We start from the raw sequence: 20913 nt of genomic DNA, 5'->3' as shown, positions 1-20913 counted from the left end.
ACGCGTCGTCAATTTTTGTATATACGAAAACCCTACATAAAGCTCATCGGATCAATGTCCACCTGCACCCGCAGATTACCGGTCACCTTCTCCGCAGAACCCAGCCAGAAGCGGACATAGCCGGAAAGGTCGAAATCTTTCCCCGATTGCGCCAGCAGCCGCACGCGATGGCGGCCGCGCACCATGGCCACCGGGGCATCGGCCGGGCCGAACAGGCGAACGCCATCGGCCATGGGGGCAGCGGACAGCAATCTCTTGGCAAAATTCATCGCCACGTCATGCTCATTAGCCGAGACGATCAGCGCCGCCAGACGTCCGAACGGCGGCAAGCCGCCGGCTTCGCGCGCCATCAATTCGTGGGCGTAGAAGGCCTCTCGGTCGCCGCTCACCATGGCTTTCATCACCGCGTGATCGGGATGATAGGTCTGGAGGAACGCCTTGCCGGTTTTCGATGCCCGGCCAGCGCGACCCGCCACCTGCGTCAGGATCTGGAAGGTTTTTTCCGCAGCACGCGGATCACCATGCGCGAGGCCCAGATCGGCATCGAGCACACCGACCACCGAGAGCTTTTCGAAATGGTGGCCCTTGGAGACCAGCTGGGTGCCGATGATCAGGTCGAACTCGCCGCGTTCGATTTCCGAGAATCGCTCGCGTAGCTGGGCATTGCTGCCCATGTCGGACGACAAAATGACCCGCCGTGCATTCGGAAAACGCTCGGCGGCCTCCTCGGCGACCCGCTCGATGCCGGGGCCGACCGCAACAAGGCTCTCCGTATCTCCGCATTTGCCGCAGACCTTTGGCGTCCGCACCTCATGGCCGCAATGGTGGCACATGAGGATGCCGCGGAAGCGATGCTCCACCATCCAGGCCGAGCAATCAGGGCATTGATACTGGTGACCGCAGGACTTGCAGAGCGTCAGCGGCGCATAGCCGCGCCGGTTGAGAAATAACAACGCCTGCTCGCCGCGATCCATTGCCGCAAACACTTCGCGCGCCAGCAGCGGCGAAATCCATTGGCCCTTGTCCGGCCCATCCATGCGCATGTCGATGGCGGTGATGTCGGGCATGGACGCTTCGGCAAAGCGGCTGGTCAGCAGCACATGCGCATAGCGGCCGACATTGGCGTTGTTGCGCGTCTCGACCGATGGCGTCGCCGAGGAGAGGATCACCCGCGCATTGCTCAGATGTGCCCGCACCACAGCCATGTCGCGGGCATGATAGGTGATGCCATCAGCCTGTTTGTAGGCACCATCATGCTCCTCATCGAGCACCAGCATGCCCAGTTCGCGAAACGGCAGGAACAACGCCGAGCGCGCCCCGACCACAGCCCGCACCGTACCATCCAGCACGCCGCGCCAGACGCGGGCCCGCTGCAGCGGCGTCATGTCGGAATGCCATTCGGCCGGCCGCGTGCCGAAGCGCTTGGTGAAGCGGGCAATGAACGTGTTGGTCAGCGCGATCTCGGGCAGGAGAATCAGCGCCTGCCGGCCCGCCCGCAGCGTGTCGGCAACCGCCTCGAAAAACACTTCGGTCTTGCCACCGCCGGTGACGCCATCAAGCAGCGCCACGCCGAACTGATGCGGATCGAGCGCGATAATCTGCCTGAGTGCCTGGCTCTGCGCCTCGGACAGCACGGCGATATCGGTATCGGGGTCCGGCCGCTCCACCACGGGCGGCGGCGGCATCTCGAGCTTTTCCACCGCGCCTGCCCGCTCCAGCCCGTCGATCACCGACGACGAAACGCCGGTTGCCCCGATCAGCGCAGATTTCGGCCAGGCCAGATCGTCCATCAGGGCATCGAGCACCCGCAGCCGTGCCGGCGTCAGCTTCTCCGGCTCACGGCCGGTTCGGCGATAGGCGACCACCGGTTTGGGTGGATCGAGCGCTTCCGTGGAACGCAGCACGGCGCGCAGCACCTGGCCCGGCGCGGCCAGCGTATATTTGGCGATCCAGTCGACCAGTTTAAGCAGCTCTTCGGAAAGCGGCGGCACCTCATAGGCATGGGCGATGTCGCGCAACCTGTTGTGCGCCACCATATCCTTGGGCGGTCCCCAGACCACGCCCTGGATCAGCCGCGGCCCCAAAGGCACAGCCACGATCGAGCCGCGCGTCACCGCCATGCCGGGCGGAACGCGATAGCTATAGGGCCCCTCGACGGCGACCCCCACCATGACGGCGACAATGTCTGGACGATGTTCCATTTGTGCCCGTTCTGTTCGCATTCGAACATAGGGAGCGCAAGTGATTCTGCCAAAGCCGGACAGTCTTCACGATATCGACAGGGCGGCTAGAAGGTACCGCGCAGGCCGGCTGTGATCTCGGCGCTGCGCATCCCGCCGCCAGCCGCTCCAGCTGCCGATCCGCGTGATGCACCGCTCGAGATGTAGGAATAGGTCGTGTCGCCGCGCGCTTCGAAGACTTGGTCATAGCGCGCTGCCAGGGTCAGTTCGGCATTGCGGCCCAGCGCGAAGCCCAGATCGACGCCCGCAGTGAATGTCGGGGCGACATAAAGCGTATCGACGAAACGCAGGTCACGCATCCAATGCTCGTCGGTGGCCGTCGACAGGAACGTCATGCCCCCGCGCAGCAGGCCGCCGACGCGGAAATTGCCATAACGCTCCTCGCCATCAATGCCGAGAAACAGTTCCGGAAACTGCTGACGGTAGGCGATAGCCGGCGTGCCGTCGGCAAACGAGCCGACATCGTCACGAAAGCCGGGATTGCTGTAGACGTAGCTGCCACCGTAGGCGGACCATTTCACATCGGTATATTTGAAGCCGCCATGCGCCCGCACCACGGCTCTATTGTCGCGGACCAGCTCATAGCCCAGCGAGGCGCCGCCGGTGTAATAATGGTCGAGATTGGTGTCGGGATGCTGGCTACGGTGCGACCAGTTGTTGAACGTGTCGTCGCCGCGCGTCCAATCATAATCTTCCATATAGCTGCGCCCAAAGCCGGCTGTGGCGCCTTCGGCTTTGACGCTGAAACCGTTGCCGACCTCGAGGGCGACGCTGCCGCGCAGAATCGGCGCGGTGCTCTGCCAGATCAGGTGGCTGAGGGTGTAATTGCCGATGAAGACCTTTTCGCTGCCCTCGATATAGGCCGCGCCAATGCTGGCATCGAGGCGCAGGGTCTCGTCCGGGCTGGTGTAGCTGGCGGCCTCTCCGAGCCGGCCGATCGGCTGATTGCTCCACTGGCCGGGCGACTGCGCAAAAGCGACCGAGTTTGCCACGAGCAGGGCGGCAAGGGTGATTGTCGCGGTCTGAAACGTGCCCATGCTGCCGACTCCACTGGATAAGCCAACATCGTCCATCCGAGTTAAGGCGGGGTTTACCACGCCGGTTCACATTGCCTTCATGGTCGATTCCGCCTTTGCCACCGACGCTTTTGTCCGTGCCCAGCTTGCCGGCTGGCAGCGTGAGCTCGGCTCGGTGCGCCGGCTTGCGGGCAATACGCTCGAAGCCTATGGCCGCGATGTCGATCAATTCCTGAGCTTTCTAGCCGGTCATGCCGGTGGGCCGGTGACGCTGGCGACGCTGAAAGAGCTGCGCGGCGCCGATATTCGCGCCTTCATGGCGCAGCGGCGCAGCGAGACTTTGGGGTCGCGCTCGCTGGCCAGGGTGTTGTCGGCGCTCAAGAGTTTCTTCCGTTATCTGGAGCGCGAGGGCGTGCTGCGGAGCGAGGCGCTCAATGTTATCCGCACGCCCAAACTGCCCAAGAGCCTGCCCAAGGCGCTGACCGTGGCCGAGGCACGGGGCACCATTTCATCCTCCGTCGACAGGGACGAGGAGCCCTGGGTGGCGGCCCGCGACATGGCGGTGCTGTCGCTATGTTACGGAGCCGGCTTGCGAATTTCCGAGGCGCTGGCGGTCACCGGCAGCGATCTCGAAGCCCAGGTGCTGCGGGTAACCGGCAAGGGCGGCAAGGTGCGACTGGTGCCGCTGATTGAGGCGGTGCGCAAGTCGATCGACCTCTATAACAGCCTGTCGCCGTTCAAGATTGAGAGCGATGAACCGCTGTTTCGCGGGGTCAAGGGCGGCGTGTTGTCGCCGCGCATCATCCAGCTGCGCATGGAGGGCCTGCGCTCGGCTTTCGGGCTACCGCCCTCGGCCACGCCACATGCGCTCAGACATTCCTTTGCCACCCATTTATTGGGGCGCGGCGGGGATTTACGCGCCATCCAGGAACTGCTGGGCCATGCCAGTCTCTCGACCACGCAGATCTATACCGCCGTCGATACCGACCGCCTGCTGGAAAGCTATCGCAAGGCCCATCCGCGCGGCTAAGTGTTAGCACACTGTTAACATTGAGCGCCGGAACGGGTGAACGGATATCGGCCCTCCGGACTTGTACGAGCTCGGCGGCCGGTCCTATCAAGGCAAATGGCCCAAGCCCCCTCTCCCACCGTCAATGACCCGCTCGGCTATAGTTTTGCCGTGGCAGGCGCGGTGCTGTTTTCCACCAAGGGCATTTTCATCAAGCTGGCCTATGGCGAAGGCGTCTCGACCGAGATGCTGCTCAGCCTGCGCATGATCGTCGCGCTTCCGGTCTATCTGGTGATCCTCGTCACCCTGCTGCGCCGCGAGACCACATTGCGCGCGCTGCTGACGCCAAGGATCGTGCTGGCCAGCATGGCCGTCGGTATCCTCGGCTATTACCTGTCGAGCTATCTCGACTTCCTCGGCCTCAACTACGTCTCGGCGCAATATGAGCGGCTGGTGCTGTTCACCTATCCCTTCTTCGTGCTGCTGTTCGGCGTCTGGTTCTTCCGCGACCGTATGGTGTGGAGCGTCGTGCCCTCGATGCTGATCAGCTATGCCGGGCTCCTAGTGATCTTTGGCTGGAACCTGGTGGTCAATCCGGACGGGCTGCTGGCCGGAACGCTGCTGGTGCTGGGCTCGGCCATTACCTTTGCGCTCTATCAGCATCTCGCCAAGCGGCAGATGCTGGTGATCGGCGCCGGGCTCTTCACCTGCATCGGCATGTCCACCGCGGCCATCTGCGCCATTGCCCAGAACCTGATCCTGGCGGGGCCGCAAAGCTATCTGGCGCTGACGCCGCATCTTTGGGGTTACGGCCTCGCCTTGGGGATTTTCGGCACGGTGCTGCCGAGCTTTCTGATGAATGCCGGCATGTCCCGCATCGGCGCCCGTGCCACCGCCTCGACGGCGGCCTTTGGTCCGGTGGTGACAATCCTGCTCGCCGTTGTCATCCTGTCGGAGCCCTTCACGCTTTATCATGGCCTGGGCACGGCGCTGGTGCTGCTCGGCTCGGTGCTGTTCACGCGGGCCGAACGGCGGGCAAAACAGGCAATGAGTTGATTGTTTCGCCACAATCACTTTTGCGTGCCGTAAAGCCGCTGTAATCTGCCGCCACGACTGCACGCTCCACCGGGAAGGGACAACCGATGAACGCAATGCACAAGATCCTCGGCAGCGCCGCTTTCGCCCTGGCGCTGGCCGCCGGGTTGGCGACGCCGGCCATGGCGCAAAAGCTCGACAACAAGAATCCACCGCCGGCCAATACGACGGCCTCAACCTCTGCCGACAGCGATATCGACTTCGGCGATGATTCCAGCCATTGGGCCAATGACGGCGAATGCGACGATCCGCGCTTCGCCGGCACCGGTTCGGCCCAGGAGCTCGAGGACGTTGATATTGCCAAGGACGCCACTGATTGCCGCACCGCCTTCGAGGCCGGCACGGTAACTCTGGCCGGCGAAGGCGACATTCCGACCTCGCCCTCCGACATCGCCATCGCCACCCCGATCAACGCCATCAATTTCGGCGATGATTCGAGCGAATGGGCCAATGATGGCGAATGCGATGACCCGCGCTTCACCGGCACCGGCTCGGCCGATGAACTGCTCGATGCCGATATCAGCAAGGACGCCACCGACTGCCGCGCCGCCTATGAGGCCGGCACCGTGACGCTGGCCACCGGGACGGCTGACGTCGCCGAGGCCATCGATTACGGCGACGACACCAGCGAATGGGCCAAGGACCAGGAATGCGACGATCCGCGCTTCTCGGGCACCGGCGTTGCCGCTGAACTGCTCGACGCCGACATCGGCCATGACGCTACCGACTGCCGCGCCGCCGTTGCCGCCGGCACCGCCACCTTCAATGGCGGCTCCACCACCCAGCCGGTTGCCGCCTTCGACTATGGCGCCGACTGGAGCAAGTGGGCCAATGACGGCGAATGCGACGACCTGCGCTTTACCGGCACCGGCACCGACAAGAAGCTGCTGACCGAAGACATGTATGGCGACGCCAGCGACTGCAAGGCGCTGGAGGCCGAGGGCAAGGTGACCATCCGCACCGTCTACACCCCGGAATATGCCGCCGGCGCGCCCTATGACAGCAAGGCCATCGACTTCGGCGACAACACTTCGGACTATGCCGACGACGACCAGTGCGACGACCCGCGCTTCGAAGGCCCGGGCGCTGCGGCAACGCTGCTGGAGAGCGATCTTGAGCACGACAGCGTCGACTGCAAGGCGGCTTATGAAGCTGGCACGATCGTGCTCAAGGAAGATGCTTAGAGCCGTCCCGTAGGGCAAATCGCGCCAGTGGCGCGATTTGAGGCGAGAAGGCCATGAGGCCTATGGCCGAATGGCGGGAGCGTTTGAATTTGAATTGAAAACGGCGGGCCTTGGCCCGCCGTTTTTGTTCTCATCGTGCCCACCCGACCGCCTACAGCGGCCACCCTCCCCACAAGGGGGAGGGATAAGAAAGATCGAGACCGCTGAACTCTCAATTCTTTCCCCTGAATGGGGAGGGTGGCCCCGCAGGGGTCGGGTGGGGTGATGGGAGCCACGATGATCTCAAAAGCCACCCAAACAAAAACCCCGACGCAAGCGCCGGGGTTTCCAATCTTCAGACCAGTCCAATTCGCTTACGCAGCGACCTTGCGCTCGACCATCATCTTCTTGATTTCGGCAATTGCCTTGGCCGGGTTCAGCCCCTTGGGGCAGACCTTGGCGCAGTTCATGATGGTGTGGCAGCGGTAGAGCTTGAACGGGTCTTCGAGGTCGTCGAGGCGTTCCTGGGTGGTCTCGTCACGCGAATCGATCAACCAGCGATAGGCCTGCAGCAGGGCTGCCGGTCCGAGATACTTTTCGCCATTCCACCAATAGCTCGGGCAGGAGGTCGAGCAGCAGGCGCAGAGGATGCATTCATAGAGCCCGTCGAGCTTGGCGCGCTGCGGCACCGACTGGGTCCATTCCTTTTCCGGCGTCGGCGAGGTGGTCTTGAGCCAGGGCTCGATGGCGCGGTGCTGGGCGTAGAACAGGGTGAGGTCAGGCACCAGATCCTTGACCACCGGCATATGCGGCAGTGGGTAGATCTTGATCGGGCCGGACGAGTCATCCATGCCCTTGGTACAGGCCAGGGTATTGAGCCCGTTGATATTCATCGAGCAGGAGCCGCAGATGCCCTCGCGGCAGGAGCGGCGCAGCGTCAGGGTCGCATCGACCTTGTTCTTGATCCACAGCAGGCCATCGAGGATCATCGGACCGCAATCGTCGAGATCGACAAAGTAGGTGTCGATGCGCGGATTGGCGCTCTCATCGGGATTGTAGCGATAGATGTGATACTCGCGCAGCCGCTTGGCATTGGCTGGCTTGGGCCACGTCTTGCCCTTGGTCGGACGGTCGGCCTTGGGGAGCATCAGTTCGACCATGGGTCGGTCTTCCTTTTCAATACACGCCGCTCAACCGGCGCGAAAACCTAGTAGTTCGGCTTGCAGATCTGGTTCGATTTGGCGACGTAGGTATTGTAGGCGACGTAATCGTCCGACTTGGGCGTCGAGCCCTTCATCGAAGCGATCACCACGCCCATGAAGCGCTCGTCGATCAGTGTCATCGCAGCATCCGCCTTGCAGGTGCACAGCTCGGCATTGCTGCTGATCCCGACGCAGACCGAATAGAACTCGGCCTTCTGCGCGTCGGTGGGGGCAGCGGCGAAAGCCGGTGTTGCAGCCAGCAGCAGGGCGGAAACCAGAACCAGGCCGCGCATCAGTAGACGCGCGCCTTGGGGGCGATCTTCTTGAGGTCGATGCCGCCTTCGCTTTCGGGGGTCAGCGGATCGACATGCACCGGGCGATAGCCCAGCTTGACCGCACCGCTCTCGATGTCGATCCAGCTCAGCGTATGCTTGCGCCAGTTTTCGTCGTCGCGGCTCGGATAGTCCTCATGGGCATGGGCGCCGCGGCTTTCATGGCGCGCTTCGGCCGAGACCACGGTGACCATGGCGCAGGCCATCAGGTTTTCCAGTTCCAGCGTTTCCACCAGGTCCGAATTCCAGATCAGCGAGCGGTCGGTGACGGCCACATCATGCAGGCGCGAATAGATTTCGCTCATCTTGGCGACGCCCTGCTTGAGCGTCGCATCGGTGCGGAACACCGCCGCATCGGTCTGCATGGTGCGCTGCATCTCGTCGCGCAGCTTGGCGGTCGACTGGCTGCCCGAGGCATTGCGCAGACGATCGAAGCGGGCGAGGATTTTGGCGTCTTCGGCGGCATTGATGCCGGGGATCGGCGCTTCGCGGTCGATCACCTTGCCGGCGCGGATGGCCGCAGCACGGCCGAAGACCACAAGGTCGGTTAGCGAATTGGAGCCGAGGCGATTGGCGCCATGCACCGAGGCACAGGCCGCCTCGCCCACGGCCATCAGGCCGGGAACGACGCGGTCCGGATTGTCCGGGGTCGGATCGAGCACTTCGCCATGATAATTGGCCGGGATGCCGCCCATGTTGTAATGCACCGTCGGCAGCACCGGGATCGGCTCGCGGGTCAGGTCGACGCCGGCAAAGATCTTGGCCGATTCGGTAATGCCCGGCAGGCGCTCATGCAGCACTTTCGGATCGAGATGATCGAGGTGCAGGTAGATATGGTCCTTGTTGGGACCGACGCCGCGGCCTTCGCGGATTTCCAGCGTCATGCAGCGGGAGACGACGTCGCGCGAGGCAAGGTCTTTCGCGTTCGGGGCATAGCGCTCCATGAAGCGCTCGCCTTCCGAATTGGTCAGATAGCCGCCCTCGCCGCGCGCGCCTTCGGTAATGAGAACGCCGGCGCCATAGATGCCGGTGGGGTGGAACTGCACGAATTCCATATCCTGCAGCGGCAGGCCGGCGCGGACGACCATGCCATTGCCGTCGCCGGTGCAGGTGTGGGCCGAGGTGGCCGAGAAATAGGAGCGGCCGTAGCCACCGGTGGCGAGAACCACCAGCTTGGCGCGGAAACGGTGCAAAGTACCGTCATCGAGCTTCCAGGCGATGACGCCCTGGCACTCGCCATTCTCGCCCATGATCAGGTCGAGGGCGAAATATTCGATATAGAATTCGGCATTGTTGCGCAGGCTCTGGCCATAGAGCGTGTGCAGGATGGCGTGGCCGGTGCGGTCGGCGGCGGCGCAGGTGCGCTGAACCGGCGGGCCATCGCCAAACTCGGTCATGTGGCCGCCGAAGGGGCGCTGGTAGATGCGGCCATCCTGGGTGCGGGAGAACGGCACGCCGTAGTGCTCGAGCTCATAGATAGCGGCGGGGGCTTCGCGCGCCAGATATTCCATAGCGTCATTGTCGCCGAGCCAGTCGGAGCCCTTGACGGTGTCATACATGTGCCACTGCCAGCTATCGGGACCCATATTCTGCAGCGACGCCGCAATGCCGCCCTGCGCCGCCACGGTATGGCTGCGGGTGGGGAAGACCTTGGTGATGCAGGCGGTCTTGAGGCCCTGCTCGGCCATGCCGAGGGTGGCACGCAGGCCCGCGCCACCGGCGCCAACCACCACCACGTCGAATTCGTGGTCGATGAGTTCGTAATTGGCCATGCGGCTAACCCCAGAAGACGAGCTTGAGAATGGAAACGACGCCCACCACGCCGACGGCGAGGCAGAACATGGTGTTGAGCATCATGTAGAGGCTGTAGGTGCGGCCATGGAAATAGTCCTCCAGCGTGTCACGCATGCCGTTGCGCATGTGGATCGCCACGATGACCAGCAGCAGCGCCAGCGGCAGGCCGATCCAGGCATTGCCGATCACCGCAACCATGTCGACGCGATCCTGGCCCGCCAGGCGCACCACGACAAAAAGCAGCAGAGCCAGGAAGGCGATGTTGATCGCGCCGGTGACCCGCTGGGTGAAGAAATGGCGGGTCGAGGCGCGCTTGTCGCCATAGACGGACTTTGGATTGGCGACGACGTCGCGGGTAATGATCTGTTCGCGCATCATGCCATCCAGACAAAGAGGGTCCAGACCAGAAGGGTCAGGACGACGGAAGCGATCAGGTTTGCCCAGGCGAGCATTTCGCGCTGGCCGGGCTCCATGCCGATGATGAAATCCCAGATGAAGTGGCGGATACCGCCGAGCATGTGGTGGATCAACGACCATGTATAGCCGAACAGCACCAGCTGGCCGAACCACGAGCCATAGACGGCATTGATCCCATTGAGCGGCTCCTGCCCCCAGGCGGCCGCGGCGAGCCAGGCGACCAGAAGGATCGTGCCGACATAATTGGCAATGCCGGTGCCGCGATGGGCGATCGACATGGCCATGGTGATGGTCCAGCGATAGATCTGGAGATGGGGCGATAGAGGGCGGGAGCGAACCGTCATGAAGCCTCGCTGGCGCGCGGCTGAGCCGCTTGCAGTTTGGAATGGTTCGAGACTTCTAGCGCTCAAGTGTTACAAAATCAAAGCACTGCCGTGAGACTTTTGGCGCATTCCGCACTTTGTTCGCTAGACGAACGGGATGTGCGAGGGGCGCATGCGGCAGGTGGTCCCAATCGTTTGCGGTGAGAAGCGCCGGTCAGAGGCCCGGCCCGGTCCAGCCGTCAGCGGCGGATTCCGGCTGTGGGCATTTGAACGGCAGGAAGGTGCTGGCCGTGCCGGCGTTCATCAGCGCGAGGGTCAGGGCATTGGCGATGTCGAGTTCCTGCGCGGATCGCGGGCAAATCTCGGCGCGGTCGGCACAGCCGCTGGCGATGAAATTCTCGTTTCCGGCCATGAAGGCGTAATTCATCTGGTCACTGCCGTACGCGTCGAGGGCTTGCGACCAGGCAGCGGCATAGGCAGCACATTTCTGCTCGGGCCAATCGGTCGGCGCTTCCTGCCCTGTGGCAGGCGGGATGAGTGCGAGGAGCAGGATGAAGCGCCACATGTCGAAATCTCCGATGAACCGCTGCTCAACCAAGCCAGCATGGCCGATCCAAGGCAGGCGTGCGCCAGATGCGGTAGCCGCGACCAGCGCTTTCCGGCATAGGGGAGAGGCAATCGGGAGCCGGGCATGGACGAGACCATCAAGATCGATAGCGTGACCGAGCTGGCGCACAACTGGGGGCGCTTTGACAATTACACGGTGACGCATGGCCGTCGCGACGGCACGGCGCAGACGATCACCCGCGAAATCTATGACCACGGCAGCGCCGCTGCCGTGCTGATGTATGCGCCAACGGCCCGGACGGTGATCCTAACCCGGCAGTTCCGCCTGCCCCCGCATCTCAATGGCGATCCGGCCTGGTTGATCGAGGCTCCGGCCGGCCTGCTCGATGGCGAAGCGCCGGCGCTGGCGGCGTATCGCGAGGCGGTGGAGGAAACCGGCTACGCGCCGGAAAATCTGGTCTTCCTGTTCAACGCCTATATGAGCCCCGGCTCGCTGACCGAAAAATGCGCCTGCTACCTGGCCGACTATACGCCGGGGCAGACCGTCAATGATGGCGGCGGGCTGATCGAGGAGGGCGAGGATATCGAGGTGTTCGAGCTGGGCTTCGACGCCGCCATGGCGATGATCGGCACCGGCGAGATTTCCGATGCCAAAACCATCATGATGCTGCAGGCACTGGCGCTGCGGCTTAGATAGCCCGCTCGCCATTCGGGCATAGCCTCATGGCCTTCCGACCTAAAATCGCTCCACTGAAGCGATTTTGCCTTCGGCCGGTCAGAAGTCGACGAGCTTCTTGTCCGGATCATAGGGCTGGTCCTTGGCCATGCGCGTAACGGCTTGGCCGCATTTCATTTTGCCGGCGGCGGCGTCAAAGGCATAGCTGGGCGAGCCGTGCAGGGCCCAGCCTTCGCTGAGCGCCTTGGTGACCTTGTGGCAGAAGCTGGAATCGTCTTCGCCGGTGAGGAAGCGGTAGATGAGCATGGGTGTTCCCGGTGTTGATCTTGTCAGAGCTTAGCGATAATCCAATGTCCATGCACAGCTTTCCCGATCACCTGCTCAAGGGCCACGCCAATTTCATGGCCGGCCGTTACGTCCGCGAGAAAGATCGCTATCGCGAACTGGCCGCGTCCGGACAGACCCCCACCACCATGATCATCGCCTGCTGCGACAGCCGCGCGGCGCCTGAAATGATCTTCGATGCCGAGCCGGGCGAACTGTTCGTGCTGCGCAATGTGGCAAACCTGGTGCCAACCTACCAGCCCGATGGCGGCCAGCATGGCACCTCGGCGGCGATCGAATTTGCCGTCAAGGCGCTCAACATCGCCAATATCGTCATCATGGGCCATGGCCGCTGCGGCGGCATCAAGGCGGCACTCAACCCCGACCACAAAGCGCTTGATGAAGGCGATTTCATCGGCAAGTGGATGAGCATGCTGGGCGACCTGCCCGGCCAGCTCGGCACCAATTCCATGATGACTGCCTCCGAACAGCAGACGGCGCTGGAGCGCATCTCCATCCGCAATTCGATCCAGAACCTGCGCACCTTCCCCTATGTGGCCGAGCTGGAAGCCGCTGGGAAAATCGCCGTGCATGGCGCCTGGTTCGATATTTCGACCGGCGAGCTCTGGGTGATGAACAGCGAAAGCGGCGACTTCATCCGCCCCGACTTCTGATTTTTTAGCCATTTGAACTTGCGATGACGCGCGCGTGAAGTGTTCATGCCGCTGCCTCACGGTTGCGTGATTGTCGTCATGGCTCGAGATGAGTCAATTCTTCCGCGTGACGGCCAGATTGCCGTAGCAAAGCCAAGTAACAACGTCGATAGAACTGCCAGTCTAGAACTGTTCAAGCGCTCAGAACTTGCGCATAATTTGACGTTTATACATTGGGCGGGGCGCCCATAATTTGCCCAGATATTTCCCGTTCCGCGCCGATTTTGGAACCCGGGCGAGACACATTGCGCAAGCATTGTGTTTCTCACGGGCTGCAGGAGAGCAACCCGTCGGGGACCGGCTAACCGGTTGCCGCTTTTATCTCCCCAACATTGGAGCTCACCTCCCATGAAGAAGATCATCCTGTCGTCCCTCGTCGTGCTTGGCCTGTCGAGCGCAGCCTATGCCCAGACCGCGCTCGATTTCACCACGGTGGATGGCGATGTCAGCGGCGGCGTGTCGCTTGTCGAAGCGCAGGTGGCCTGGCCCGACCTGACCGCCGAAGCCTTTGCCGCAGCCGATGTGGACGGCAATGGCGAGCTGTCGGCCGAAGAATATGCCGCGCTGACGGCTGCTGCCGCTGCGCCTGCCAGCTAGGCGCTGACGCTCAAGCCACCCCATTCGGGGGTGGCTGTTGTTTTTCGGCCGCTGACCGGCCAGATATTTTCGGAGACTTTGATGCATAAGCTTGCTTTGACCCTTGCCGCCTTCGGCCTCGCCACCGCGGCCGCTATCGCCCAGACCCCGACCACCTTTGCCGATGTCGATACCGACGCCAGTGGCGAGCTCAGCTTTGCCGAATTGCAGGTGGTCTGGCCGGACCTGAGCCAGGCCGAGTTCGATGCGGCCGATGCCGATGGCAGCGGCGGGCTCAGCGTCGAGGAACTCAACAGCGTGCAACCGCCGGCGGCGGCAGCACCGGCGGCTCCGGCAGCACCGCTCGATCCGGCAGCTGTGCCTGCACCGCAATAATTTGGTGGCCGCCCCTTGGGGCGGCCATTTTCATGCTGCGGGCAGAATGGCGCGTGGTGCCCGTCGCAGCACTGTGATGACCAGTCCGACGATCACCAGCATGGCGCCCAGAATTTCGACGGGCGTGATGACCTCGCCGAGCACAAGGTAGCCCGACAGCAGGCCGGAGATCGGCACCAGCAGGGTAAAGGGCGCGACGACAGACGCCGGATGGCGTCCGAGCAGCCAGGCCCAGATCGCCCCGCCCAACAGCGTCGCCGGATAGGCGAGGAAGGCGATCAGGCCGGCATCGGACCAGCCGAAATTGCCCAGCGCACTCCAGACCGTTGCGGGCCCCTCGATCAGCAGCGACAGCGCCAGCAGCGGCAGCGGCGCCACCAATGCGCCCCAGACGGTAAAGCTGACCGCATTGACCTTGCCGGCCTTCTTGGTCAGCACATTGGCCGCGCCCCAGCTCAGTGCCGCCAACATCACCATCAACAGTGGCAAAAGCTCCGTCGCCGCAATGCGCTCGAGCGCAATGACCCCAATGCCGCCAAATGCCACCAAGGCACCGATGACCTGAAAGCGGCTCGGTCGCTCGCCCAGCAGCGCAAAGGCCAGCGCCATGGTGAAAAAGGCCTGCGTCTGCAGCACCAGCGACGAGAGACCCGCCGACATGCCCCAGGCCAGCGCCAGGTTGAGAAAGCCATAAAGCGCAAAGCCGAAGGCCAGCCCATAGAGCACGACCAGCCGGAACGGCGCCTTGGGCGGGCGGATGAAGAACACCGCCGGCAAGGCCGCAGCAAGGAAGCGCAGCGCGGCGGCCAGGATCGGCGGCAGCGCCTCGACGCTCAGCTTGATGACAACGAAATTAAAGCCCCAGATGGCAACGACGAGCAAGGCCAGCAGAACGTGACGTATCGGCATCAGGCGGCTTTCATCCGGGCAAACAGGCGCGGTCCAAAGACATTGACCAGGAGACCGGCAAAGACCAGCAGGCTGCCGACAACTTCAATGGAGGTGATGACCTCCCCGACCAAGAGATAGGCAAAGCCCATGCCGGCGACCGGCACCAGCAGCGAAAACGGCGCGATCAGCCCGGCCGGATAGCGCTTGAGGAGATAGCTCCAGATGCCGAAACCAATCACCGTTGCGGCATAACCGTTGAACAGCACGACGCCGACCGTGCGCGGGCTGATGTGGCTGAGCGCCGTGCCAATGGCGCTCGGGCCTTCGACCACGAAAGACAGCGCAAACAGCGGAAGGATCGGCACCACGCTGCCCCAGACCACGAAAGACAGCATGTCGATCTGCCCGGCTTTCTTCGACGCGATATTGCTGACGCCCCAGAAAAACGCCGCCAGCACCACCATCAGCAGCGGCACCAGAGCCGTGATCTCGAAGCGCTCGGAGGCGATCACGCCAATGCCGGCCAGAGCCACCAAAGCGCCGATCGCCTGCCAGCGCCCGAGCTTTTCGCCAAGAAACAGCATGGCCAAAGCAATGGTGAAAAACGCCTGGGTCTGGATGATCAGCGAGGCCAGACCCGCCGGCATGCCCAGCTTGATAGCCGAGAACAGCAGACCAAACTGCGCAAACCCGATGGCGAGGCCATAAACCAGCAGGATCGAGAACCTGACCTGCGGCCGCCTGATGAAGAACACCATGGGCAGCGCAGCGCAGAGATAGCGCAGCCCGGTCAACAGCAGCGGCGGCACCTCTTCGACGCCCCATTTGATGAAAACGAAATTGAGCCCCCAGACGACAACGGAGAGCAGCGCCAGGATAAGGTCGCGAGGGGAGAGCATAGGGGAACCTGGGTTGGGCCTCCGCTCTCCTTGGCGGAGAAACGAAGCGGAGCCAAGCCTTAGTCTCTGATTGGGCGGATGGGGGAGATGGTTCGACGCAGGGCGGCCCTGCAAAACACGGTACCTTCTTGCCCTAAGACAACCCCCACCCGACCCCTTCGGGGCCACCCTCCCCACAAGGGGGAGGGATAAGAAAGAATAGTGACCGCTGAGCGAAGGCTTCCCTCCCCTGAATGGGGAGGGATTGAGGGGGGGTGATGGTTTAACGCAAGACCGACCGGCAAAACGCGATGGATCCCGGCCCTGAGCCGGGATCCATCTCGAGATCGTGCCGCAGCCGCAAGGTGGCTCGTACGATCGACCTTGCGGCCGTGGGGGCATCTCAGGGTGGGCCCCGGCTCAAGGCCGGGGGTGACACCTTGGTTGTGGCAGTCGTTGGGTCTAAGCCGCCAGGCGCGACTTCAGCCCGCGGGCGATCAGCTCTTCCGCGATCTGGATGGTGTTGAGCGCGGCGCCCTTGCGCAGGTTGTCCGAGACAACCCACATGGCCAGACCGTTCTCGACCGTATTGTCTTCGCGGATGCGCGACACGAAGGTGTCGTATTCGCCGACGGTTTCGACCGGGGTCGCGTAGCCACCGGGCTCGCGCTTGTCGAGCACCGAAATGCCCGGCGCATCGCGCAGGATATCGCGGGCCTCGTCGGCCGAGATCGGGTTTTCGAACTCGATATTGACCGATTCCGAATGGCCGACGAACACCGGCACGCGCACGGCGGTGCAGGTCACCTTGATCTTGGGATCGAGGATCTTCTTGGTTTCGGCCAGCACCTTCCACTCTTCCTTGGTGTAGCCGTCTTCCATGAACACATCGATATGCGGGATGACGTTGAAGGCGATCTGCTTGGGGAACTTGTTGCCCTGCCCCGGGCTGTCATTGACGAAAATGCCCTTGGTCTGGTTCCACAGCTCGTCGACGCCTTCCTTGCCGGCGCCGCTGACCGACTGATAGGTCGAGACGACGACGCGCTTGATCTTGGCCGCGTCATGCAGGGGCTTCAGCGCCACGACCAGCTGGGCCGTCGAGCAGTTCGGATTGGCAATGATATTGCCGCGCTTGGGATCGGCCAGCCAGCGGTCGAGGATATGGCCATTGACTTCGGGCACGACCAAGGGAACGTCCGAGTGATAGCGCCAGTAGCTGGAATTATCGATGACGATGCAGCCGGAATTGGCGATCTTGGGCGCCCAGTCCTTGGAGATCGAGCCACCGGCCGACATGATGGCGAAATCGACGCCCTTGAAGTCGAAATCGTCGAGGTTCTTGGCCTTGAGGATCTTGTCGCCATAGGAAATTTCCCGGCCGATCGACTTGGACGACGCCAGAGCGATCACTTCATCGGCGGGGAACTTGCGCTCTGCCAGGATATTGAGAACTTCACGGCCCACATTGCCCGTGGCACCGACGACTGCGACGCGATAACCCATTTTTTTGGAACTCCAGTCCCTTACCAGTTTCCGCCCCGCGCAATGTGAACATTGCGGTCCTTGGCTTTGAGCCTCTCCCCGTCGGGAGGCGACCCGGGGAAAAGCGTCAGGCGGTTTTGGTGGTTTTGGTCATGAGGGCAGCGACGCCACCGGGCAAAACCCGGGTGGTTGCGAGATCCGCAATGTCGAAAGCGCTGGCCATCATTGACTGCTTGGTTGGAAAAGCAGGCGAAGTCATACTCCCAAATAGGAATTAGTCAATCGGCTCGTCATGGGACAAAAGGCGGACACGAGATTGGTGCGGCTTTGCAACAGAAGGCGTGTTAAGAGGGCCTTAACGCAGTATGTTGTTGCGGCATTAGCATCTGTGGCCCTGAGATGGCTGCAGATTTCGGGGAATGGTCGATGCGGTCTGCACTGATGGCTTTGAGTTTGGCACTGCTGGCGGGCGGCAGCGCCGTAGCGCAGGATAATGCACTATATTTCAGCCCGACCATTGCGAGTGATTTCACCGCCCCCAGCGCCTTTGACGGCCTCTACGCCGGCGTGCTGGCCGGTCCGATCTCGGCCCGCAAGAATAATTTCAACACTACCGGTGCCGACATCCGCCCCGAATTTGGCGGCGTGGTCGGCTGGAACCAGCCCGTGGCGCCCGGCGTCGTGGCCGGCGGCGAATTGCAGGCTACCGTGGCCACCGATGCATCCTCGGCCTATCTGCGCCTGATGGCGCTGGCCCGCCTCGGCTTTGCCGCCGGCGACAATAGCCTGATCTATGTTCTGGGCGGCGCCGGCCGCATGGGCGACAGCTGGGCTTTCGAGGCCGGCATCGGCGCCGAAGTCATGGTCACCCAGAGTATGGGCCTGCGGCTCGAGGCTGCCGGCATCGGCCAGCTCGGTCCGGTCCCCAATGGCAATAACGTCCCAGCCGTCTCGGCCATGCGCATCACTTCCGGCGCCATCTGGCAGCTCGATGGTTCACCATCGGCTACCACGTTCAATTCCGGTCCGGTCACTGATTTCTCTGGCCTTTATGCCGGTCTCAACATCGGCGGCTTTACCGATCCGCAGTTCAATTTCCTCAATGACTACGGCTATGGCTGGCACCTGAGCCGCTTCGAAATGGGCGGCTTTGCCGGTTATTCTCACGCGCTCAACGATACTTTCCGCGCTGGTGTCGAAGTGCAGGCCGGCGTCAATTACGACACCTCCGGCGATGCGGGCATCGACCTACTCGCACTGGCCCGTCTCGGCGTCGTGCCCACCCCGGGCGTGCAGGTCTATGCCGCGGCTGGTCTCGGTCGGGCGGAAGCAGCCGCGGCCTATGCCTTTGGCGGCGGCGTCGAATATGCGCTCTGGGGCAATGCCAGCCTCCGCGGCGAAGCGCTGTTGCTCGGCCGGCTCGACAATGCGCCGGGCCTGACCGGGGTCTCAGGGCCAAGCACCTCCAAGGTCACCATTGGCACGGTGTGGCACTTCGACTAAGACCCTCGCTTCCCCAAGGCGGAAGCGGATTGAACCATGCCCCATTATGATGTCGTGATCCTCGGTGCCGGTGCGGCGGGCATGATGGCCGGTATCGAAGCCGGCCGGCGCGGCCGCTCGGTGCTCTTGGTCGATCACGCCAAATATGCCGGCGAAAAGATCCGCATTTCCGGTGGCGGGCGCTGCAATTTCACCAATGTGAATGCCACGATCGAGAAGGGCCGCGACCGGTTCCTCAGCCAGAACTCGCGCTTTGCTCTGTCGGCGCTGAGCCGCTACACGCCCGATATGTTCATCGCCATGGTCAGGGATCATGGCATTACCTTCCACGAAAAGACGCTCGGCCAATTGTTCTGCGACGGCCCGGCGACGCAGATCAACACCATGCTGCTGGGCGAAATGCGCAAGGCCGGCGTGACCATGGTGCTTGAAACCGGCGTCGAAAAGGTCGAACGCGACGAGAGTGGCGATGGCTTTGCCGTCCAGCTCACCACCTCTTCGATCACCTGCGACAGCCTGATCGTTGCCACCGGTGGCAAGTCGATTCCCAAGATGGGCGCCACCGGCCTCGGCTATCAGCTGGCAACGCAGTTTGGCCTGCGGCTGACCGATACCCGCCCCGCGCTGGTACCGCTGACCTTCGAAACCGGCGCGCTGGACAAGCTCAAGGAGCTTTCGGGCATTGCCGCCGACGCGATCGTCAGCCACGGCAAGACGTCGTTCGAGGAAGCGCTGCTGTTCACCCACCGCGGTCTCTCAGGCCCGTCGATCCTGCAGATTTCCTCCTATTGGCGCGAAGGCGATGCCATCGCCGTGGACCTGCTGCCGCATCAGGATGCCGGCGAGGTGCTGCGCGCTGCGCGCAAGGCGACCCCTAAAGTGCAGGTGCAGACCGTGCTGGGCAGCGTCTTGCCCAAGAAGCTGGCGCATCTGCTCGGCGAAGAACTCGACATGACCGGCATGGTCGGCGATTTCTCCGACAAGAAGCTGGCGCTGGTCGAGCAGAAGCTCAAGGCCTGGACGCTGAAGCCGGTCGGCTCGGAAGGCTACCGCACGGCGGAAGTGACGCTGGGCGGCGTCGATACCCGCGATCTCGATGCCAAGACGCTGGGCGCGCGCAATGTGCCAGGCCTGTTTTTCGTCGGCGAGGTGGTCGACGTCACCGGCTGGCTCGGCGGCTATAATTTCCAATGGGCCTGGGCCTCAGGTTGGGCAGCGGGTCAGGCGGCCTAGCTTTCATCGCAATTTGCCGATAGAACGCCGGAAACCACCAATAGGACTATCGCCATGGCCGCCCCTTTCGCCCTGTCGCTGCAGGATCTCGCCCCCATTGCCGAAGGCACCTCCACGGCAGAGGCCATGCAGGAGACGATCCTTCTGGCGCAGGAGGCCGACCGGCTGGGCTATACGCGGCTGTGGTATGCCGAGCACCATGGCATGCCGTCCATTGCCTCATCCGTGCCGGAAATCCTGATCGGCAGCGCCGCAGCCCATACCAAGAATATCCGCGTCGGCTCGGGTGGCGTCATGCTGCTCAACCACGCGCCTTTGCGCATTGCCGAAGCCTACCGCACATTGGAAGGCCTGTTTCCCGGCCGTATCGATCTCGGGTTGGGCCGCGCGCCGGGTGGCGACGGCTATGCCATGCGGGCGCTGCGCTCGGGCGGCGGCGAGGAGTTTTCGGCCTATCTGGCCGAGCTGATGGCCTTTGACGAGGACAGCTTTCCGCCCGAGCATGCCTATTCGCGCGTCCCGGTTTCGCCCGGCGGCATCCGCCTGCCGCCGATGTGGCTGCTCGGCTCGTCTGGCGCCAGCGCTTCGGCGGCCGGGCAATTGGGCATCGGCTATGCCTTTGCCGCCCATTTCAGCCACACGCCCCCTGCCCCGGCCTTTGAAGCCTATCGCTATGCCTTCATGGCAACGGAAGCCTTCCCCAAGCCGAAAACCATGATGTGCGTTTCGGTGGTCTGCGCCCCGACCGATGAGGAGGCCAAATACCTGTCTCATTCGCAGGCCGTGCAATGGGCCCTGTTCATGACCGGCGAACAGCGCCGGCTGCTCAGCCCTGAGGAGGCGCACAAGGTGGTGCTGACGCCGCAGCAGCAGTCGGTGATCGACCATCAGGGCACCCTGTGGATCGTCGGCTCGCCGGAGACAGTCCGCGACACCATTCTGGAAAAAGCCGCGTCCAGCGAGGTGGACGAGGTGATGGTCACCACAACCATCCACAGCTACGCACTGCGCCGGCGCAGCTATGGCCTGCTCGCCGAGGCCTTCGGCGTGAAACCGCGCCATTAGGCTGAACAGAGCCTT

At 62.9% G+C, this 20913-nt stretch carries 22 protein-coding genes; 10 read left to right on the top strand and 12 right to left on the bottom strand.

What is annotated here, in order from left to right; all coding sequences use genetic code 11:
* Nucleotides 1-32 precede the first annotated feature (32 nt).
* On the bottom strand, nucleotides 33-2201 hold the full coding sequence (locus tag BM045_RS12070) for a primosomal protein N' (RefSeq protein WP_092183614.1): 2169 nt from the start codon (nucleotides 2199-2201) through the stop codon (nucleotides 33-35).
* 86 nt (nucleotides 2202-2287) lie between these two features.
* Nucleotides 2288-3277, bottom strand: coding sequence for an omptin family outer membrane protease (locus BM045_RS12065; RefSeq protein WP_170848486.1), 990 nt, complete (start codon nucleotides 3275-3277; stop codon nucleotides 2288-2290).
* On the opposite strand from BM045_RS12065, the gene BM045_RS12060 reads away from it, so the two are divergent.
* From BM045_RS12060 to BM045_RS12050, 3 genes are all read left to right on the top strand, one after another.
* On the top strand, nucleotides 3276-4286 hold the full coding sequence (locus BM045_RS12060; protein ID WP_244522977.1) for a tyrosine recombinase XerC: 1011 nt from the start codon (nucleotides 3276-3278) through the stop codon (nucleotides 4284-4286). The two genes, BM045_RS12065 and BM045_RS12060, sit on opposite strands and share 2 nt — an antisense overlap.
* 96 nt (nucleotides 4287-4382) lie before the next feature.
* Nucleotides 4383-5321, top strand: a complete 939-nt coding sequence (locus BM045_RS12055) for a DMT family transporter (protein WP_092183608.1) — start codon at nucleotides 4383-4385, stop codon at nucleotides 5319-5321.
* 86 nt (nucleotides 5322-5407) lie between these two features.
* On the top strand, nucleotides 5408-6544 hold the full coding sequence (locus BM045_RS12050; protein ID WP_139198783.1) for a hypothetical protein: 1137 nt from the start codon (nucleotides 5408-5410) through the stop codon (nucleotides 6542-6544).
* A gap of 353 nt (nucleotides 6545-6897) precedes the next feature.
* On the opposite strand, the gene BM045_RS12045 is transcribed toward BM045_RS12050, so the two are convergent.
* From BM045_RS12045 to BM045_RS12020, 6 genes are all read right to left on the bottom strand, one after another.
* Nucleotides 6898-7683: a succinate dehydrogenase iron-sulfur subunit gene (locus BM045_RS12045; RefSeq protein ID WP_092183604.1), complete on the bottom strand. Its 786-nt coding sequence runs from the start codon at nucleotides 7681-7683 to the stop codon at nucleotides 6898-6900.
* A 47-nt stretch (nucleotides 7684-7730) separates the two neighbouring features.
* Nucleotides 7731-8018, bottom strand: a complete 288-nt coding sequence (locus tag BM045_RS12040) for a hypothetical protein (RefSeq protein WP_092183602.1) — start codon at nucleotides 8016-8018, stop codon at nucleotides 7731-7733.
* Nucleotides 8018-9829: a succinate dehydrogenase flavoprotein subunit gene (gene sdhA / locus BM045_RS12035; protein WP_092183600.1), complete on the bottom strand. Its 1812-nt coding sequence runs from the start codon at nucleotides 9827-9829 to the stop codon at nucleotides 8018-8020. Before sdhA ends, BM045_RS12040 begins: the two co-directional genes overlap by 1 nt.
* 4 nt (nucleotides 9830-9833) lie before the next feature.
* Nucleotides 9834-10226, bottom strand: a complete 393-nt coding sequence (gene sdhD / locus BM045_RS12030; protein ID WP_170848485.1) for a succinate dehydrogenase, hydrophobic membrane anchor protein — start codon at nucleotides 10224-10226, stop codon at nucleotides 9834-9836.
* Entirely contained in the window at nucleotides 10226-10612 is a 387-nt protein-coding gene (gene sdhC / locus BM045_RS12025; protein ID WP_092183596.1) for a succinate dehydrogenase, cytochrome b556 subunit, read from the bottom strand. Before sdhC ends, sdhD begins: the two co-directional genes overlap by 1 nt.
* 193 nt (nucleotides 10613-10805) lie before the next feature.
* Entirely contained in the window at nucleotides 10806-11156 is a 351-nt protein-coding gene (locus tag BM045_RS12020) for a hypothetical protein (protein WP_092183594.1), read from the bottom strand.
* A 126-nt stretch (nucleotides 11157-11282) separates the two neighbouring features.
* On the opposite strand from BM045_RS12020, the gene BM045_RS12015 reads away from it, so the two are divergent.
* A complete protein-coding gene (locus BM045_RS12015) occupies nucleotides 11283-11855 on the top strand; it encodes an NUDIX domain-containing protein (RefSeq protein WP_092183592.1) in 573 nt (190 codons plus the stop codon).
* A 78-nt stretch (nucleotides 11856-11933) separates the two neighbouring features.
* Here the strand turns inward: BM045_RS12015 and BM045_RS12010 are convergent, their stop codons facing one another.
* Nucleotides 11934-12140, bottom strand: a complete 207-nt coding sequence (locus BM045_RS12010; RefSeq protein ID WP_092183590.1) for a DUF1737 domain-containing protein — start codon at nucleotides 12138-12140, stop codon at nucleotides 11934-11936.
* A gap of 50 nt (nucleotides 12141-12190) precedes the next feature.
* On the opposite strand from BM045_RS12010, the gene BM045_RS12005 reads away from it, so the two are divergent.
* From BM045_RS12005 to BM045_RS11995, 3 genes are all read left to right on the top strand, one after another.
* Nucleotides 12191-12832, top strand: a complete 642-nt coding sequence (locus tag BM045_RS12005; protein WP_092184167.1) for a carbonic anhydrase — start codon at nucleotides 12191-12193, stop codon at nucleotides 12830-12832.
* A 387-nt stretch (nucleotides 12833-13219) separates the two neighbouring features.
* Nucleotides 13220-13468: a hypothetical protein gene (locus BM045_RS12000; protein WP_092183588.1), complete on the top strand. Its 249-nt coding sequence runs from the start codon at nucleotides 13220-13222 to the stop codon at nucleotides 13466-13468.
* An 81-nt stretch (nucleotides 13469-13549) separates the two neighbouring features.
* Nucleotides 13550-13843 carry an EF-hand domain-containing protein gene (locus BM045_RS11995; protein WP_092183586.1) on the top strand — a complete coding sequence of 98 codons (294 nt, stop codon included), beginning with the start codon at nucleotides 13550-13552 and terminating at the stop codon, nucleotides 13841-13843.
* 30 nt (nucleotides 13844-13873) lie between these two features.
* Here BM045_RS11995 and BM045_RS11990 read toward each other — a convergent pair whose 3' ends face one another.
* The 3 genes from BM045_RS11990 to BM045_RS11980 all read right to left on the bottom strand — a co-directional run bounded on the left by BM045_RS11990 (nucleotide 13874) and on the right by BM045_RS11980 (nucleotide 17118).
* A complete protein-coding gene (locus BM045_RS11990; protein WP_092183584.1) occupies nucleotides 13874-14752 on the bottom strand; it encodes an EamA family transporter in 879 nt (292 codons plus the stop codon).
* On the bottom strand, nucleotides 14752-15633 hold the full coding sequence (locus BM045_RS11985; protein WP_092183582.1) for an EamA family transporter: 882 nt from the start codon (nucleotides 15631-15633) through the stop codon (nucleotides 14752-14754). Before BM045_RS11985 ends, BM045_RS11990 begins: the two co-directional genes overlap by 1 nt.
* A gap of 441 nt (nucleotides 15634-16074) precedes the next feature.
* Entirely contained in the window at nucleotides 16075-17118 is a 1044-nt protein-coding gene (locus tag BM045_RS11980; RefSeq protein ID WP_092183580.1) for an aspartate-semialdehyde dehydrogenase, read from the bottom strand.
* Between the two features lie 405 nt (nucleotides 17119-17523).
* Here BM045_RS11980 and BM045_RS11975 point away from each other — a divergent pair, with 405 nt between their 5' ends.
* Genes BM045_RS11975 through BM045_RS11965 form a run of 3 tightly spaced genes read left to right on the top strand, consistent with a single transcriptional unit; the run spans nucleotide 17524 to nucleotide 20898 of the window.
* Nucleotides 17524-18600, top strand: coding sequence for an outer membrane beta-barrel protein (locus BM045_RS11975; protein ID WP_170848484.1), 1077 nt, complete (start codon nucleotides 17524-17526; stop codon nucleotides 18598-18600).
* Nucleotides 18601-18636: 36 nt separating this feature from the next.
* Entirely contained in the window at nucleotides 18637-19833 is a 1197-nt protein-coding gene (locus tag BM045_RS11970) for a BaiN/RdsA family NAD(P)/FAD-dependent oxidoreductase (protein ID WP_092183576.1), read from the top strand.
* 54 nt (nucleotides 19834-19887) lie between these two features.
* Nucleotides 19888-20898 carry an LLM class flavin-dependent oxidoreductase gene (locus BM045_RS11965; RefSeq protein ID WP_092183574.1) on the top strand — a complete coding sequence of 337 codons (1011 nt, stop codon included), beginning with the start codon at nucleotides 19888-19890 and terminating at the stop codon, nucleotides 20896-20898.
* Nucleotides 20899-20913 lie beyond the last annotated feature (15 nt).

Origin of the sequence: Devosia sp. YR412, assembly GCF_900110945.1 — a bacterium.
Classification (GTDB): domain Bacteria; phylum Pseudomonadota; class Alphaproteobacteria; order Rhizobiales; family Devosiaceae; genus Devosia.
The sequence above is the reverse complement of the archived record's forward strand: the minus strand, read 5'-3'. Positions and strand labels throughout refer to the sequence as shown.

Bases quoted from the DNA above. Each gene is read 5' to 3' on its own strand.
- BM045_RS12045 (WP_092183604.1), bottom strand. From the start codon at position 7,683: ATGGTCGAACTGATGCTCCCCAAGGCCGACCGTCCGACCAAGGGCAAG.
- BM045_RS12010 (WP_092183590.1), bottom strand. From the start codon at position 12,140: ATGCTCATCTACCGCTTCCTCACCGGCGAAGACGATTCCAGCTTCTGC.
- BM045_RS12055 (WP_092183608.1), top strand. From the start codon at position 4,383: ATGGCCCAAGCCCCCTCTCCCACCGTCAATGACCCGCTCGGCTATAGT.
- BM045_RS12020 (WP_092183594.1), bottom strand. From the start codon at position 11,156: ATGTGGCGCTTCATCCTGCTCCTCGCACTCATCCCGCCTGCCACAGGG.
- BM045_RS12005 (WP_092184167.1), top strand. From the start codon at position 12,191: ATGCACAGCTTTCCCGATCACCTGCTCAAGGGCCACGCCAATTTCATG.
- BM045_RS12050 (WP_139198783.1), top strand. From the start codon at position 5,408: ATGAACGCAATGCACAAGATCCTCGGCAGCGCCGCTTTCGCCCTGGCG.
- BM045_RS11965 (WP_092183574.1), top strand. From the start codon at position 19,888: ATGGCCGCCCCTTTCGCCCTGTCGCTGCAGGATCTCGCCCCCATTGCC.
- BM045_RS12040 (WP_092183602.1), bottom strand. From the start codon at position 8,018: ATGCGCGGCCTGGTTCTGGTTTCCGCCCTGCTGCTGGCTGCAACACCG.
- BM045_RS11995 (WP_092183586.1), top strand. From the start codon at position 13,550: ATGCATAAGCTTGCTTTGACCCTTGCCGCCTTCGGCCTCGCCACCGCG.
- BM045_RS11970 (WP_092183576.1), top strand. From the start codon at position 18,637: ATGCCCCATTATGATGTCGTGATCCTCGGTGCCGGTGCGGCGGGCATG.
- BM045_RS12060 (WP_244522977.1), top strand. From the start codon at position 3,276: ATGCTGCCGACTCCACTGGATAAGCCAACATCGTCCATCCGAGTTAAG.
- BM045_RS11975 (WP_170848484.1), top strand. From the start codon at position 17,524: ATGCGGTCTGCACTGATGGCTTTGAGTTTGGCACTGCTGGCGGGCGGC.
- sdhC (WP_092183596.1), bottom strand. From the start codon at position 10,612: ATGACGGTTCGCTCCCGCCCTCTATCGCCCCATCTCCAGATCTATCGC.
- BM045_RS11985 (WP_092183582.1), bottom strand. From the start codon at position 15,633: ATGCTCTCCCCTCGCGACCTTATCCTGGCGCTGCTCTCCGTTGTCGTC.
- BM045_RS12065 (WP_170848486.1), bottom strand. From the start codon at position 3,277: ATGGGCACGTTTCAGACCGCGACAATCACCCTTGCCGCCCTGCTCGTG.
- BM045_RS11990 (WP_092183584.1), bottom strand. From the start codon at position 14,752: ATGCCGATACGTCACGTTCTGCTGGCCTTGCTCGTCGTTGCCATCTGG.
- BM045_RS12070 (WP_092183614.1), bottom strand. From the start codon at position 2,201: ATGGAACATCGTCCAGACATTGTCGCCGTCATGGTGGGGGTCGCCGTC.
- BM045_RS12000 (WP_092183588.1), top strand. From the start codon at position 13,220: ATGAAGAAGATCATCCTGTCGTCCCTCGTCGTGCTTGGCCTGTCGAGC.
- BM045_RS11980 (WP_092183580.1), bottom strand. From the start codon at position 17,118: ATGGGTTATCGCGTCGCAGTCGTCGGTGCCACGGGCAATGTGGGCCGT.
- sdhD (WP_170848485.1), bottom strand. From the start codon at position 10,226: ATGCGCGAACAGATCATTACCCGCGACGTCGTCGCCAATCCAAAGTCC.
- BM045_RS12015 (WP_092183592.1), top strand. From the start codon at position 11,283: ATGGACGAGACCATCAAGATCGATAGCGTGACCGAGCTGGCGCACAAC.
- sdhA (WP_092183600.1), bottom strand. From the start codon at position 9,829: ATGGCCAATTACGAACTCATCGACCACGAATTCGACGTGGTGGTGGTT.